This is a genomic window from Aeromonas sp. FDAARGOS 1409, from assembly GCF_019048705.1.
GTDB lineage: Bacteria > Pseudomonadota > Gammaproteobacteria > Enterobacterales > Aeromonadaceae > Aeromonas > Aeromonas sanarellii.
Genome location: NZ_CP077395.1, coordinates 3,436,665 through 3,450,645, shown reverse-complemented (window position 1 = coordinate 3,450,645; position 13,981 = coordinate 3,436,665). Strand labels below are relative to the sequence as shown.

At 65.3% G+C, this 13,981-nt stretch carries 10 protein-coding genes; 4 read left to right on the top strand and 6 right to left on the bottom strand.

Annotated elements, in window-relative coordinates; all coding sequences use genetic code 11:
* Positions 1 to 79: 79 nt before the first annotated feature.
* On the bottom strand, positions 80 to 3,298 hold the full coding sequence (locus I6L39_RS16210) for an ExeM/NucH family extracellular endonuclease (protein WP_254203672.1): 3,219 nt from the start codon (positions 3,296 to 3,298) through the stop codon (positions 80 to 82).
* A 598-nt stretch (positions 3,299 to 3,896) separates the two neighbouring features.
* Between I6L39_RS16210 and I6L39_RS16205 the strand changes: the two genes are divergently transcribed.
* The 4 genes from I6L39_RS16205 to I6L39_RS16190 all read left to right on the top strand — a co-directional run bounded on the left by I6L39_RS16205 (position 3,897) and on the right by I6L39_RS16190 (position 8,220).
* A complete protein-coding gene (locus I6L39_RS16205) occupies positions 3,897 to 5,018 on the top strand; it encodes an ABC transporter substrate-binding protein (protein ID WP_216990226.1) in 1,122 nt (373 codons plus the stop codon).
* A 101-nt stretch (positions 5,019 to 5,119) separates the two neighbouring features.
* Entirely contained in the window at positions 5,120 to 6,172 is a 1,053-nt protein-coding gene (locus I6L39_RS16200; protein ID WP_201873068.1) for an iron ABC transporter permease, read from the top strand.
* Complete coding sequence (locus I6L39_RS16195; protein WP_216990225.1) at positions 6,165 to 6,935, top strand: ABC transporter ATP-binding protein; 771 nt, start codon at positions 6,165 to 6,167, stop codon at positions 6,933 to 6,935. Before I6L39_RS16200 ends, I6L39_RS16195 begins: the two co-directional genes overlap by 8 nt.
* 55 nt (positions 6,936 to 6,990) lie before the next feature.
* Positions 6,991 to 8,220 (top strand): MFS transporter, encoded by a 1,230-nt coding sequence (locus tag I6L39_RS16190; RefSeq protein ID WP_216990224.1) that lies wholly within the window; start codon positions 6,991 to 6,993, stop codon positions 8,218 to 8,220.
* A gap of 206 nt (positions 8,221 to 8,426) precedes the next feature.
* Here the strand turns inward: I6L39_RS16190 and I6L39_RS16185 are convergent, their stop codons facing one another.
* From I6L39_RS16185 to fadI, 5 genes are all read right to left on the bottom strand, one after another.
* Positions 8,427 to 9,311 carry an AEC family transporter gene (locus I6L39_RS16185; RefSeq protein WP_216990223.1) on the bottom strand — a complete coding sequence of 295 codons (885 nt, stop codon included), beginning with the start codon at positions 9,309 to 9,311 and terminating at the stop codon, positions 8,427 to 8,429.
* A 12-nt stretch (positions 9,312 to 9,323) separates the two neighbouring features.
* Positions 9,324 to 9,881, bottom strand: coding sequence for a YaeQ family protein (locus I6L39_RS16180; protein ID WP_052815038.1), 558 nt, complete (start codon positions 9,879 to 9,881; stop codon positions 9,324 to 9,326).
* Positions 9,882 to 10,070: 189 nt separating this feature from the next.
* Positions 10,071 to 10,211: a TIGR02808 family protein gene (locus I6L39_RS16175; RefSeq protein ID WP_005325161.1), complete on the bottom strand. Its 141-nt coding sequence runs from the start codon at positions 10,209 to 10,211 to the stop codon at positions 10,071 to 10,073.
* A 248-nt stretch (positions 10,212 to 10,459) separates the two neighbouring features.
* Positions 10,460 to 12,610: a fatty acid oxidation complex subunit alpha FadJ gene (gene fadJ, locus I6L39_RS16170; RefSeq protein ID WP_216990222.1), complete on the bottom strand. Its 2,151-nt coding sequence runs from the start codon at positions 12,608 to 12,610 to the stop codon at positions 10,460 to 10,462.
* The gene (gene fadI / locus I6L39_RS16165) at positions 12,610 to 13,920 is read right to left on the bottom strand and encodes an acetyl-CoA C-acyltransferase FadI (protein ID WP_216990221.1); all 1,311 of its coding nucleotides are present in this window, start codon (positions 13,918 to 13,920) and stop codon (positions 12,610 to 12,612) included. Before fadI ends, fadJ begins: the two co-directional genes overlap by 1 nt.
* Positions 13,921 to 13,981: the final 61 nt, after the last annotated feature.

The window sequence follows — 13,981 nt, the reverse complement described above, 5'->3', positions numbered from 1 at the left end:
TCGCGCCAGATGCAGAGCACGGCGCCCTTCATAAAAAAACGGGAGCCATGATGGCTCCCGTTGTCATGCTTTCTCCCGGTTACTTGCGACCGAAGGGCCACCAGGACTTGTCGTTGTCCAGAATGTCGACCCGGGTCTGCTGGACGGCGCCCGGCTGGGCCCCTTTCAGCTTCTCGAGGTTCACGCTGAACTGCTCGGTGGGCTCGACAAACCAGTCATCGATGATCAGCACCTTGACCGACTTGCTGCCCCCCTCGCCCGCGGCCCAGCTCACCGACTGGCCGAGCCAGGGCAGGAAGTCCAGCCCCCAGCGCGCCGTGCTCCCCTCAAGGCTCACCCTGGCACGGGCGGGCTTGCTGAGATCGCCGGTGCGCACCAGGGGGATCTCGGCAAACCACTGCCCCTCGTTCACCGTCAGGGTGGGGTGAGCCAGCGCAATGGTGGACGGCGCCAGCTTGTCCTTGATGGTCACCAGGGTCTGGTGCTGATCCCCCAGGGCCGCGCCGCTCGCATCAAACAGCTCCAGGGTGAATGTCTCGTCCCCTTCGCGCAGGGTGTCGCTCTTCACCGGGATGCTGATGGTCTGGCTGTCGCTCTCGCCCGCCCCCCAGTGCAGGGTGCCGGTGAGGGGTGCCACGTCGTTGGCATCGGCGCTGCCGTAGGCAATGCGGTAACCGACGCTGGCCTCCCCATGACTGCCGTCGCTGCGGCTGACGGTCAGGGACAAGGTGCTGCCCTCCTCCACATTCGCGGCGGCGCTCTCGAGGCTCAACACCCCGGCGGGGGGCAGCGGATACTGGATGGCCACCAGCACGGGGTCGTGATCCGAGGCGCTGAAGGGCCCTTCGGATTTCGCCAGCTGGCCGCTGTACTTGCTGCCGTACTCGAAGAAGTTGCTCTCGGCGGAGTTGATGTGCCAATCCTCGATGCCGATCACCTTGGCCGCGAGGCTCGGATTGGCCAGGGCGTGATCCAGGTTGCCGAGCTCTCCCTCATAGCTGTAGGAGTAGGTGTCGGTGCCGTGGAAGCGGGTGTTGAGGTTGATGAACCCATACCCCTTGCCCAGGGCGCTGCCGCTCTCCTCGAAGGGCTGACCCGCCAATGTGGTGAAGGAGGCGCTCATGATCTGGCGCGACTGGGCGGCCGGATCATAGTCGGTCAGCACCCGGATGGGATCCTCCATGCCGTAGGCGTTCATGTCGCCGATAAGCAGCAGATCCCCGCTCACCCCCTTGAGCTGTTCCCCCAGCACCTTGGCGGCGGAGACCCGCAGCGCATTGCAGTGGCCCTGGCCATCCAGCGGATCGGCTGTGGCGTAGTCGGGGTAATCCTCGAAGCAGGCGGAGCCCTTGGACTTGAGGTGGTTGACCACCAGGGTCAGGGGCGCATCCCCCTTGGGCGAGCTGAAGCGCTGTACCAGCGACTCGCGCATCCCCTGGTTGATGGTCACCGGCTTGCCGCTGGCGTCCTGCGCCTCGGCCTGCTGCACCGGCAGCGCGATGAGGCTGGCGGCCCCCTCCGGGGTCACCTTGGCGGGCCGGTAGATGAGGCCCACAGTGATGGCGTCGGTGCCGATGGGCTTGCCATCCGGCGAGGCAATCCAGCGGTAGTGATCCTCCTCGTCCGGCTGGGCGGCGTTGAGGGCCCCCACCAGGTTGGCGATGGCGGAGTTGTCGCCATAGCCGTTGTTCTCTATCTCCATCAGCCCCACCACGTCGGCATTGAGGCGGGTGATGGCGCTGACGATCTTGGTGCGCTGCAGCTCGAACTCCGCCACCGTGAGGGCGCCCCGGTTGCTGCCGGTGGGGTTGGCATCCCCCCCCACCACAGTGGTGAAGAAGTTGAGCACGTTGAAGCTCGCGACCCGCAGATCCCCCGCCTCGGCGAGCTCGGGGGTTTCCACCCGATCCCAGCCGCTGTGATCGATGTTGCTGGCGTCGATGCGGTTGTTCGCCACCAGCCTGAACAGGTTGTAGGAGTAACCAAGCGCCCCCTCCAGCCCGTTGAGCCTGTCGCCGATGCGCAGGTAACCGTCCTCGGCATTGAAGCCGGGATACCAGGGCAGCACGCCGTCCGGCGCCTTGGCGTCGGTCTCCACAACCAGCTGGTTCTGCTGGTTGCGCAGGGCCCACTGGCTCGCCTCCTCGCTCAGGGCGGCAAACTTCTGGGTCGACTTGATGAGCGGCGCGCCATAGGCCAGCACCAGGTTGTTGCGCTTGCCGTCGTAGTCGAAGCTGAAGTTGCGGGTCACCACCAGGCTGGATTCGGGCACCAGCCGCACCTGCATCCCCTCGTGACGCTCCAGCAGCTGGCTCAGGCTTTCCCCCGCCACCGGCAGCAGATCCACCGCCGCCGGCACGGCGCCGGCAGGCTGGGTCACCACCAGTTCGTCGGCACTGAGCTGGGTCTGGTTGAAATACTCCTTCACCTTGCCCGAGACGCACACCTCGGCCCCCGGCACTATGGCAGCGTTGGCCTTGGTGCTGTAGACGAAGAGGCCATCGGAGGTGGCCGGATCCCCGTCCCCCTGCACGTCCTGAATGAAGAAGCCCTTGTAGAGGCCGCTCACCACCTGGGTCACCACGCCGCGGGTGGCATAGGCCTGTTCGGACTCAAACTTGCCGGCCGGCACCAGGGGGCTGCTGCTGCCAGGGCCCTGAATGGCAGGCACCGGCACCAGGCTGTCCACCGGGCAGACGAAGGCGGGCGGCTGGGTACCATCGCAGGGACCATCGCCGCTGCAGCCCAGACCACTGGCGTCATCCTTGAGAGCAGCCACATATTCGAGCGCTGGATCGAAAGGGGCGGTCGCATCGACCCGGCCCGTGGTGACGGTGGCCTTGCGGCGCAGGGTCATGTCCAGGGTCGAGACGTTGCCCGATACCCAGGCCGTGCCCGGATCCACCCCCACCTGGCCGAAGCTGTCCACAAGCTCGCTGCCGCGATAGAGCACCAGGGCGTCGTCACCGTTGAACACCAGGTTGCCGCTGGTCTGATTGGCCTTGGCCAGGATCTCGCTGCTGGCGGAGGGGTTGGCCAGCACCAGGCTGGCCCCCGGCGCCAGGGTGCCCTGCAGCGCCAGGCTGTTGGTGGGGGCCTCGGTGAGGGGTTTGCCGTTGGCATAGAGTGCCAACCGGTATTGGGAGAGGTCGATGATGCTGGAGCCCACATTGCTCAGCTCCACCGCCTTGTTGTTGCTGGATCCTTCCAGATATTCGCTGATAAGCAGTTGCGCCTGCGCCTGTCCAGCGAGCGCCAGCCCGACGGCCAGCGCCACGAGAGAGTGTCTTCCTGACATGGTCAGTTTCCTTTTTTTATTTGCAGTTCGTGTTATTGGCGCCCCGCGCAAGGCGGGCCGCAGCACCTTGGATGCAGCCATCAACGGGAGGCATGTCAGCCCCCGGCCGAAACTGCGCGCCCACTCTGCCCCGTCGGCGCCGGGGCTGCTGCGAGCTGGCTAACAATGACAACAAAATGTTGCGCCAAGGTGACGGGCAATACCCGAATGGGCAGTGTCTGCCATCGCTGCGCAGGAAACTGTCGCCCCCCCAGCCCCTGCTGGCGGCCTCTGTCAGGGATCGACATCGGCGCCGGGCCAGACGGGGGGAGCACTACGGCGGCCTCTGCCCGGTACCATTTCGTGAGCAACCCCACTCACAGACACTGGATCATGGGCAAATCCATGGGTGCCATACCGGGCGCCACTCCCTTCGTGGCCCGAGAAGGCAGAAAACCGGGGGATGAGACTCTCTCCTGGTGCTCTTGTGGAACCGGTTCCAGTAATGACAGAAATAACAAGAGAGGGGATGACACAAACGTTTGTTGCTTTTGCGCTCACGAATAGCAATAGTTCTCACTTTCTTTTTTGACCGTCTCTATTCTCGAGGTGTTACAAGATGTTTCTTCACCCCCTGGCAAAGTTGCTGCTGCTCGGCCAGCTCGTCCTGGTGAGCTGGATGGCGCAGGCCGCTCCCCCCGTTGAAGTGGAAGATGTGATGGGCCGCAAGGTCTCCCTCAGCCTTCCGGCAAGCCGCATCGTGCTCGGTTTCTATCCCGAGGATTACCTGGCGGTGGCCGGTGAAGGCGGGGCCGAACGCCTGGTGGGCATGTCCCTGGGCTGGTTCATGAAGTCCCGTCCCGCCATCTGGTCGCTCTATGTGGCCAGCCAGCCACAACTGGCCAAGGTCCCCGACCTTGGCAACGTGCAGGATCAGAGTTTCTCCATCGAGAAGACCCTGGCGGTCAAGCCCGACCTGGTGATCCTGGCGAAGTGGCAATATGAAGCCCTGGCCGCGGACCTGCCACGCCTTGAGCAGGCGGGGATCCCGGTGGTGGTCATCGACTACAACGCCCAGACCCTGGCACAGCACATGGCGAGCACCCTGCTGCTTGGCAAGCTGACCGGCCAGGAGGCCCGCGCCCGGAAGATGGCCGACGAGTACAAGGCCAAGATTGACACCATCACCTCCCGCATTGCCGCCGCGAAGCGCACGCCGCCCCGGGTCTACATCGAGCTGGGTGACAAGGGGCCGGCCGAGTACAGCTACACCTATGGCAAGGACATGTGGGGCGCCATGGCCCTGCTGGCCGGTGGCGACAACGTGGCCGCCCCCTTCGTCGATCGCTGGGGCCCCATCCACCCGGAACAACTGCTGGCGAGCAAGCCCGAGGTGATCCTGATGGCGGGCTACGAGAGCGTGAGCAGTGCTGTCGCCATGCAGGTGGGCCAGGATGTGTCGGCAGAGACCGTGCGCCAGCGTCTGCAAGGCTTTGCTGCCCGTCCGGGCTGGAGCGAGCTGCCTGCGGTGAAGGAGGGTCGCCTCTACGCGGTCTATCACGGCGCCACCCGCAGCATCATGGATGCCGCCCTCATCGAGTTCATGGCCAAGGCCCTCTATCCGGACCTCTTCCAGGATCTCGATCCCCTGGCCACCTATCAGGCGTTCTATCAGCACTACCTGCCCATCCGTCCCCAGGGCACCTTCATGCTGGGCATCAAGCAGGATGACGCAAGCTAACCCCGGCAATTCGGGTGCGGCCCACCTCGGCCACACCCTCTTCAGCAACCCTCTTGGATTGTGTGGGCGCCTCTTGCGGCGCCCGTTTCAGGATTGACATCATGAATGATTTGGCTGCCCTGCAGCAGACCCTCGCCCGGCAGCGGCAACGGGAGCGCCGTCGCTGGCACTGGCTCCTGCTGCTCACCCTGGTCCTGTGCATTACCCTGGTGCTCGACATCGCCACCGGCCCCTCCCTGCTGGCCCTGCACGACGTGATCGATGCCCTGGTTTCCCCCGCCCAGGCCGATCCCATGACCCGCACCATCGTCCACGACATGCGCCTGCCCATCGCCCTCATGGCCCTGGTGGTCGGAGCCTCCCTCGGCCTTGGCGGCGTGCAGATGCAGACCCTGCTGGACAACCCCCTCGCCAGTCCCTATACCCTCGGGCTCGCGGCGGCGGCGGGCCTGGGCGCGGCGCTGGCCCTCTACACCGGCGGCCTCGGGCTTCCTCCCCTGGTGGCCATCCCGGCCGGTGCCTTCATTGTGTGCATGTTTGCCGCCTGCCTGCTGTTTGGACTGGCCATGATGCGCCATGTCAGCAGCCAGACCCTGATCCTGGCGGGCATCGCCCTGCTGTTCCTGTTCCAGTCCCTGCTCTCCCTGCTGCAGTTCCTCTCCTCCCCCGAGCTCAACCAGCAGATCCTGTTCTGGCTGTTTGGCAGCCTGATGCGCACCACCTGGGACTCCCTGATCATCACCGCCGTCGTCACCCTGATCTGCACCCTGCTCATCTACCGGGATGCCTGGGCCCTCACCAGCCTGCGCCTCGGGGAAGCCCGCGCCCGCAGCCTCGGGGTCAACGTCGACAGGCTGCGCATGAAGACCCTGGTGCTGGTCGCCTTGCTCACCGCCACCGCCACCAGCTTCGTCGGCGTGATCGGCTTCGTCGGCCTGGTGGCCCCCCATATCGCCCGCATGCTGGTGGGGGAAGATCAGCGCTTTTTGATCCCCCTCTCCGCCCTGTGCGGCGCCTGCATGCTCTCGGCGGCCTCGGTGCTCTCCAAGTCCATCATTCCGGGAGCCCTCTTCCCCATCGGCATCGTCACCGCGCTCATTGGCGTGCCCTTCTTCATCTGGTTGATCCTCGGCAGGGGGCGTAAACGTGCTTGAAATATCCCGACTCTCCCTCTCCCTCGGCCAGCAGACCCTGCTGCGGGATCTCAGCCTCACTCTGCATCCGGGTCAGGTCCATGTGATCATCGGCCCAAACGGGACCGGCAAGACCTCCTTGATGCGCACCCTCTTTGGTGAACTGACCCCGGACAGTGGCGACATCCGCCTGGGGGACCAAAGTGCCCGCCAGATGACGCAGGCCAGGTGGCGCCAGCAGTTTGGCTACATGCCCCAGAACATCCAGCTGGAGCTGGACCTCAGCGTCATCGAAGTGGTGGTGCTCGGGCGCCTCGACAGCCTCTCCATGCGCCTCGCGGACGAGGACATACTGGCGGCCGGCCGCGCCCTGCAGGCGCTCGGCATCGCCCATCTGGCAGATCGCCCCCTCTACTCCCTGAGCGGCGGCCAGCGGCAGATGGTGCTCTTCGCCCAGGTGCTGCTGCGCGATCCCCGCATCATGATGCTGGACGAGCCGGTCAGCGCCCTGGACCTGCACCACCAGATGCAGCTGATGGAGCACCTGTGCCAGCAGACCCGGGTGCAGCAGTGGATCACCCTGGTGGTACTGCACGATCTCAACCTGGCGGCCCAGTTTGCCGATCAGCTGATCGTGCTGGCAGGGGGGGAGCTGCAAGCCTTCGGCCCCCCCGTCCGGGTGCTCGACGCCGCCCTCATCGAGCGCCTCTACCAGGTGCCGGTGGAGATAAGCCACGATCAGCGCGGCATCCCCTTCCTCAGAACCCTGCGAAAGACGTCATGACACGGCGCTGCATGACCCCGGCGACCTCCTCCCGACACGGTGGCGGGAGGCGACCATGAACGGCGCCTCCTACTGGCGGGACTGGCAGGGTATGAGCCCGGCCGCCCGCCTGCTCATCACCAACGGGCTCGCCTTCAACCTCGGCTTCTACATGATGATGCCCTTCCTCGCCCAGCACATGGGCAGCGGCCTGGGCCTGGCCGGCTGGGCCTGTGGCCTGGTCATGGGGATGCGGGTCTTCAGCCAGCAGGGGCTGTTCCTGTTGGGCGGCACCCTTGGGGATCGCATCGGCTATCACCCCGCCATCGTCTGGGGCTGCCTGGTGCGCTCCATAGGCTTCGTGCTGCTGGGCTGGGCCGAGTCCCTGCCCATACTGCTGCTGGCCGCCGCCCTCACCGGCTTTGCGGGGGCCCTGTTCACCCCCTGCGCCCAGGCCTACCTTGCCAGCGAATGCCACAACCCGAGCCAGCGTCAGCGCGCCTTCGCCCTGCACAATCTGGCCAGCGAGGCGGGCATGCTGCTCGGCCCCCTGGTCGGCCTCACCTTGACCCAGCAGAGCTATACCCTGACGGGGATCCTGGCGGCGAGCCTCTTCGCCCTGCTCGGGGTGCTGCAATACCGGGTGCTGCCCAAACGCCCGGTAAGCAGCCAGAGCCCCCGTGGCGCCATCTTGCGCCAATGGGGGGAGATAGTGCGCCAGCGCCCCTTTATGGGGTTCACCCTGCTGGCAGGCAGCTACCAGATCCTGTTCCACCAGCTCTATCTCGCCCTCCCCGCCCATATCCAGAGCCTGCCGGACGCCACCCAGCTGCTCGGCGGCGTCTTCACCCTCTCGGCGGTGATCGGTGTCGTGCTCCAGCTCCCCGCCTCCCGCCTGGTGGAGCGCCGCCTGGGAGTGCCGCTCGCCATGGGGCTGGGGATAGGCATGATGGGCCTGAGCTACCTGGCCCTGCCCCTGCTGGCACCCTGGCCGACGGCAGGCGTGTTGACGCAGGTGGCCCTGCTTTCCTTGGGCTCCATCCTCTGCTTCCCGCTCTTCGCCGCCCAACTGCCCCGCTACGCCCCCCCTGAGCAGCTCGGCAGCTACTACGGCTTCTATGCCAGCGCCGGGGGCTGCATGGCGCTCTTTGGCAACCTGCTCATCGGCTTTATGCTGGGGGATGCGGGCAGCCGCCCCGCCAACGCCATCTGGTGGCTGCTGGCCCTCGCCGGCCTGCTGGCTGGGGTTGGCCTCTATACCCAGTTGCGCAAGGATGGCCAGGTTCAGCCGGCCACCCATCAATAAACAGGGCGGCCAAGGCCGCCCGGTTTTATTCCCTTTCCTCCCCCTTCCACTCTCTGCCTTATCCGGCTAACCAGAACCTGTTTCAAGACCTTGCCAGATAAGCGAGCAAGCTCGGCTGTGCTCGATGAGCAAAGCAACATCGGACATGCACGATAGCGATAAAAAGGACGCCATCAGGCGTCCTTGCAGGTGAAAATAAGACCGGGTCAACTCCCCAGATGCAGCGCCAACCAGACCGCCAGCGGGATCACCACCACAGAGAGCGCATTGCCGCCGAGCACTATGCTGGCCACCTTGTCGGGCTGGCACTGGTACTGCTCGCACAGGATGTAATTCAATACCGCCGGGGGCAGTGCCACCGAGAGTGTCAGCAGCGGGATCCAGGCAGGCTCCAGGGGCAGCAGCCAGACGGCGAGCCCAAGGGAGAGTCCCCCCGCCAGCAGATAGAGCAGGTTGCACTTGAGGGCCAGCCCCAGATGACCCAGCTCCCCTTCCATCAGTCTCACCCCCAAGGCAAACAGCATCAGGGGCACCGCTATCTGGCCGAGCAGGGCGGTGCAGGTCACCAGGTATTCCGGCAGCGGGATATGCAGGTTGGCCACCAGCAGGCCGGCGAAGGCGGCCCAGAGCACCGGGCTTTTCAGCCAACCCCAGCGGGAGCTGCTGGCCGAGAGGATAAACATGCCCACCGTGAAGTGGAGCAGGTTGGAGAGCACGAACAGGATGACGATGGCGCCGAGCTGCTGCTCGCCAAAGGCGAGCACCATCAGCGGAATGCCGAGATTGCCCGTGTTGCGAAACATGGCGGGCAGGATCAGGGCCGCCCGTGCTATCTCCTTGGGCCTCAGCAGGGCGAGCAGCAGGCCGGGGAGCAAAATCACCAGGGCGCCGGCCGCGACAAGCGGCAGGTGCGCCGCCAGATCCAGCGGGTATTTCACCAGGGCCGAGAAGACCAGCGCCGGGGTAAAGAGCTCGATATTGGCCCGGTTGATGTAACTCAGGTCGCCACCCGGTCGCAGCCGCCCATAGAGGGCGCCAAGGCCCGCCACCGCAAACACCGGGATGACGATATTGAGCAGGGCGCTGAACATGGGGGCTCCCGATCAGAGTTCGCGGGCCGGACGTCCCATCAGCACCACGGGATCCAGGGTGACCTCCTGGCTGCCGTTGCTGACCCAGAGCTGGCCGTCGGAGATGGTGCAGGTGAGCTGCATGGTGCGCTCCACCATGGCCGCCAGCGGCAGGGTCTGGCTGTCGGAGAGCTCGATGACGCTCAGGTTGTCGTGCAGACCGAGCTTGCCCTGGTTCTGCTTCCACCAGACGCTGGTGCCACGGCCGCCGTAGAGGTAGAGCACCACCTGGCGGGAGCGGTTGCACGCCTTCTTGAGGCGCTTCTCGTCCGGCTGGCCCAGCTCAATCCAGAGTTCAATCTCGTCGGAGTAGTTCTTGCGCCAGAGCTCGGGTTCGTCGTCGGCAGAGAGCCCCTTGGTGAACTCCAGCCGCTCGGCGGCATGCCAGGCGAAGGCCGCAAGACGGATCATCATGCGCTCGTCGGTCTCGGAGGGGTGACGGGCCAGGGTGAGGGAGAAGTCCTGATAGAGATTGCGATCCATGTCAGACAAGCTGATCTGGGCCTTGAAGATGGTTGCCTTGAGCGCCATAGAAGTCGTGAACACCTGATAAAAGAGAAAGGGGCGGACATGCCGGGCATCAGTGTAATCAAAATGGCCGCCGGGTTCGACCGTCTTGAGCTCCCTTTACCCTATCAGGGTCGGGATAAGTGCTTCAGGAGACACAAAAAACAAATGCCAGTCCGAGGACTGGCATTTGGCGGCATGAACGAGAGTGACTCACTTCTCGGCGGACTTGACCCCGAAGGCATTGAGCAGCAGGCAGCAGGTGACTGCCACGGCCACGAAGCCACTCAGAAAGATAAAGGGCATGGCCCCGTATCCCAATATGTTCCAGATGGTTTGTTCGAGCAGACTCATAGTGTGTCCTTCATCCAGTGAAATGGGTGTCCCTTTCGCGACGGGGTAGTCCCCGCTCCTGATAAGGCTATTTGACCTCAACCCGCGCCTGAGTCCTATGCCACCAAAGTAATAAATGGGGCACCAGTTTGCGCCAGATCAATAATTTAGCCCCTTGTCACCCCGTTTTCCGCTCCCCGGGGCCCCTGGCTTGGACAAAAAAGGCGGGGCGACCCAGGGCCGCCCCGCCTGTTTGTCACGCAGACGCCTCAGCCGTAGAAGCGCTGCTGCTCCGCCGCCATCGCCTTGAGCCGCGCACAGGGGGCAAAGCGGTCGCCGAAGCGCTTCTGATGGTGCTCGAGGCGCCCCACCAGATAGTCGATGCCGAGGCTGTCCATGTAGCGGAAGGGGCCGCCCAGGAACGGCGGGAAGCCGATGCCGAAGATGGCGCCGATGTCGCCGTCCCGGGCCGAGGCCACCACGCCGCTGTCGAGCGCCATGGCCGCCTCGTTGAGCATCAGCAGCACGCAGCGCTCGGCGATCTCCTGCCTGGCCAGTCTGGCCTGGGGCTTGACGCCGAGCACGTCGTAGACGCTCGCGTCCACCGTCTTCTTGCCCTCCTTGCCGGTGAGCCGGTTGCGCGGCGCCGCCTTGCCATAGAGGTAGAAGCCCTTGCCGTTCTTGCGCCCCTTGCGATCGTCTTCCAGCAGCTTGTCAAACGCCTTGGGGGCCTGGAACTGCTCGCCACCCAGCTCCTTTTCGAGGATGGGGGAGATCTTGGCCCCCACGTCGATCCCCACCTCGTCCAGCAGGGTGATGGGGCCCACCGGGAAGCCGAAGTCGAGCAGGGCGCCGTCCAGCACCTCCACCGGCTCCCCTTCCAGCACCAGGCGGGCCGCCTCGTTCATGTAGGGGGCCAGGATGCGGTTGACGTAGAAACCCGCCTCGTCCTTCACGACGATGGGGGTCTTGCCTTGGGCCCGGGCGAACGCCAGGGTGGTGGCCACCGTCTCGGCACTGGTGCCCGCGTGGGGAATGATCTCGGCGAGCGGCATCTTGTCCACCGGGCTGAAGTAGTGCAGCCCCACCACCCGCTCCGGATGCGTCGCCGCCGAGGCGATCTGGTGGATGGGCAGGGAGGAGGTGTTGGAGGCAAACACCGTGTGCTCAGCGCACTCGCGCTCCACGTCCTGCACCATCCGGTGCTTGAGATCGATATCCTCGAACACCGCCTCCACCACCATGTCGACCCGGTGGAAGCCGGAGTAGTCCAGGGTGCCGGTGAGCAGGCTCATCTGTTTCTCCAGTTCGCTGCGCAGCAGTTGGCGACGCTTGAGCTTCCTGGCCAGGATGTCGTAGCTGTAGCGCATGGCGTTGCCGATGCCGGCGCTCGCCACATCCTTGATCCGCACCGGCACTCTCGCCTTGGTGGCGGTGACGAAGGCGATGCCGCCCCCCATCAGGCCGCCCCCCAGCACGGCCGCATGGGCCACCTTGCGGGGCTCGGCCCCCTGATAGCTCACCTCTTTCTTCATCTCTGTGGTGGCGAAGAAAATAGAGCGCAGGGCGGCGGATTCCGGCGTCATCACCAGCTCGCCGAAGTGGCGGGCCTCGGCCAGCAGACCGGCCTGCATCCCCTCCTCCACGCCGATGCGCACCACCTCGATGATGCGCTCCGGCGCCGGGTAGTTGCCCCGGGTCTTCGCCTTCACCCCCTTGCGGGCCTGATCGAACAGCACCTTGCGCCCAAGCGCGTTGGTCTCCAGCACCTTGCCCTGCAGATCCCGCTTCAGGCGGTGGCGCGGCTTGCCCTTCTTGGCGAGCTTGATGGCGGCTTCCAGCAAAATGGAGGTGGGCACCATGTCATCCACCAGCCCGAGTTTCTTGGCCTGCTTGGCCCGCACCTGCTTGCCGGTCAGCATCAGATCCAGCGCCTTGGCCACCCCGATGAGGCGCGGCAGACGCTGGGTGCCGCCGGAGCCCGGCAGCAGGCCGAGCTGCACTTCCGGCAGCCCCAGCACGGTTTTAGCGTGATCGGTCACCACCCGGCCATGGCAGGCGAGCGCCAGCTCCAGCCCGCCGCCGAGGCAGGGGCCGTGGATGGCGGCGATCACCGGTATGCCCAGGGATTCGATCTCGGCGAACACTTCCTGCCCGGCTTTCGACAGCGCCTCGGCGTCCTGGGCGCTGGTGCAGGCCGCCAGCATGGCGATGTCGGCCCCCGCGATGAAGGAGTCCTTCTTGCCGGAGACGATCACCAGGCCGATCAGATCCCCGTTCCCCCGCACCTCGGCCAGCAGAGTGCGGATCTCGTCTGCAAAGGAGGCCTTCAGGGTGTTCATGCTCTCACCGGGCACATCCATGGTCAGGATGCCGATGCCGTCTTTGCGAATTTCCAGGGAAAAAGTCTTCTCGCTCATCATTCCACCTCCAGCACCATGGCCACACCCAGCCCGCCCGCCGCACAGGCGGTATTGAGCCCCAGTCCCCCGCCCCGACGCCGCAGCTCGTGCAGGGTCTGGGTGATCATGCGCGCCCCGGTGGCGGCAAAGGGGTGACCAAAGGCCAGGGAGCCGCCGAGCACGTTGAATTTGTCCATGTCCACCTCGCCGATGGCCTGATCCCGGCCCAGCTTGTCACGGGCAAATTCGGCACTGGCAAACATCTTGAGGTTCGCCAGGGTCTGGGCGGCGAAGGCTTCGTGCATGTCGATGAGGGTGAGATCAGCCAAGGTGATGCCCGCGCGGTCCAGCGCCAGCGGCGTGGCGTAGGAGGGGCCCATCAGCATGTCCTGCCACACGTCGATGGCGGAGAACGCGAAGCTGCGAATGTAGCCCAGCGGCTCCAGACCGAGCTCGCGGGCACGCCCTTCACGCATCATCAGCACGGCGGCGGCGCCGTCGGTGAGCGGAGTGGCGTTGGCGGCGGTCACCGAGCCGTGAGCCCGGTCAAACACCGGCTTGAGCTTGGCGTAGCTCGCCAGATCCGAGCCTTCGCGGATGTTGTTGTCCCGCTCCAGCGGCGACTTGTAGGGGGGCACGTGGGCGGTGAACACCTCGCCACTCAATTTACCCTGCGCCCAGGCTTCTGCCGCCAGGGTGTGGGAGCGGTGGGCCAGCGCATCTTGCGCCTCGCGGCTGATCTGATGGGTCTTGGCCATCTGCTCGGCGGTCTGCCCCATGGAGAGACCGGTGGAGTACTCGGCCACGGCAGGGGGCACCGGCAGCAGGTCCTTCAGACGCAGGCGGCGCAGAATATTGAAACGCTGCTGAAGGTTGCGCGCCTTGTTGAGATCCACCAGGGCGCGGGCCAAAGACTTGCTGACCCCGATGGGCAGTACGGAAGAGGAGTCGGCGCCGCCGGCGATGGCGATGTCCACCGTGCCGGCCATGATGGACTCGGTGACGTTGGCCACCGCCTGGAAGCTGGTGGCACAGGCACGCGACACGCTATAGGCATCGGTGCTGACGCTCATGCCGGTGCCGAGCACGATCTCACGGGCGATGTTCGGCGCTTCCGGCATCTGCACCACCTGGCCGAACACCAGTTGGTCGATGAGCATGGGATCGAGATCGGTGCGAGCGAGCATCTCGCTCACCACCAGTTTGCCGAGATCCACCGCAGGCACGCCGTGAAAAGCGGTGGCCTGCTTGGCAAAGGGGGTGCGCAGACCCGCCACGACGGCTATCCGTTCGCCCTGGCGAGTCGTCAGTTTCAATGGCTGTTTCATCCTGGCTCCTTGGGTTGAAAAGGCAGAGGTCAGACCTCATTGCGCCACATCTTAACAATCC

Excerpts from the sequence above, each read along its gene's own strand:
- I6L39_RS16210 (WP_254203672.1), bottom strand. The coding sequence starts at position 3,298 with ATGTCAGGAAGACACTCTCTCGTGGCGCTGGCCGTCGGGCTGGCGCTC.
- I6L39_RS16205 (WP_216990226.1), top strand. The coding sequence starts at position 3,897 with ATGTTTCTTCACCCCCTGGCAAAGTTGCTGCTGCTCGGCCAGCTCGTC.
- I6L39_RS16200 (WP_201873068.1), top strand. The coding sequence starts at position 5,120 with ATGAATGATTTGGCTGCCCTGCAGCAGACCCTCGCCCGGCAGCGGCAA.
- I6L39_RS16190 (WP_216990224.1), top strand. The coding sequence starts at position 6,991 with ATGAACGGCGCCTCCTACTGGCGGGACTGGCAGGGTATGAGCCCGGCC.
- I6L39_RS16185 (WP_216990223.1), bottom strand. The coding sequence starts at position 9,311 with ATGTTCAGCGCCCTGCTCAATATCGTCATCCCGGTGTTTGCGGTGGCG.
- I6L39_RS16180 (WP_052815038.1), bottom strand. The coding sequence starts at position 9,881 with ATGGCGCTCAAGGCAACCATCTTCAAGGCCCAGATCAGCTTGTCTGAC.
- I6L39_RS16175 (WP_005325161.1), bottom strand. The coding sequence starts at position 10,211 with ATGAGTCTGCTCGAACAAACCATCTGGAACATATTGGGATACGGGGCC.
- fadJ (WP_216990222.1), bottom strand. The coding sequence starts at position 12,610 with ATGAGCGAGAAGACTTTTTCCCTGGAAATTCGCAAAGACGGCATCGGC.
- fadI (WP_216990221.1), bottom strand. The coding sequence starts at position 13,920 with ATGAAACAGCCATTGAAACTGACGACTCGCCAGGGCGAACGGATAGCC.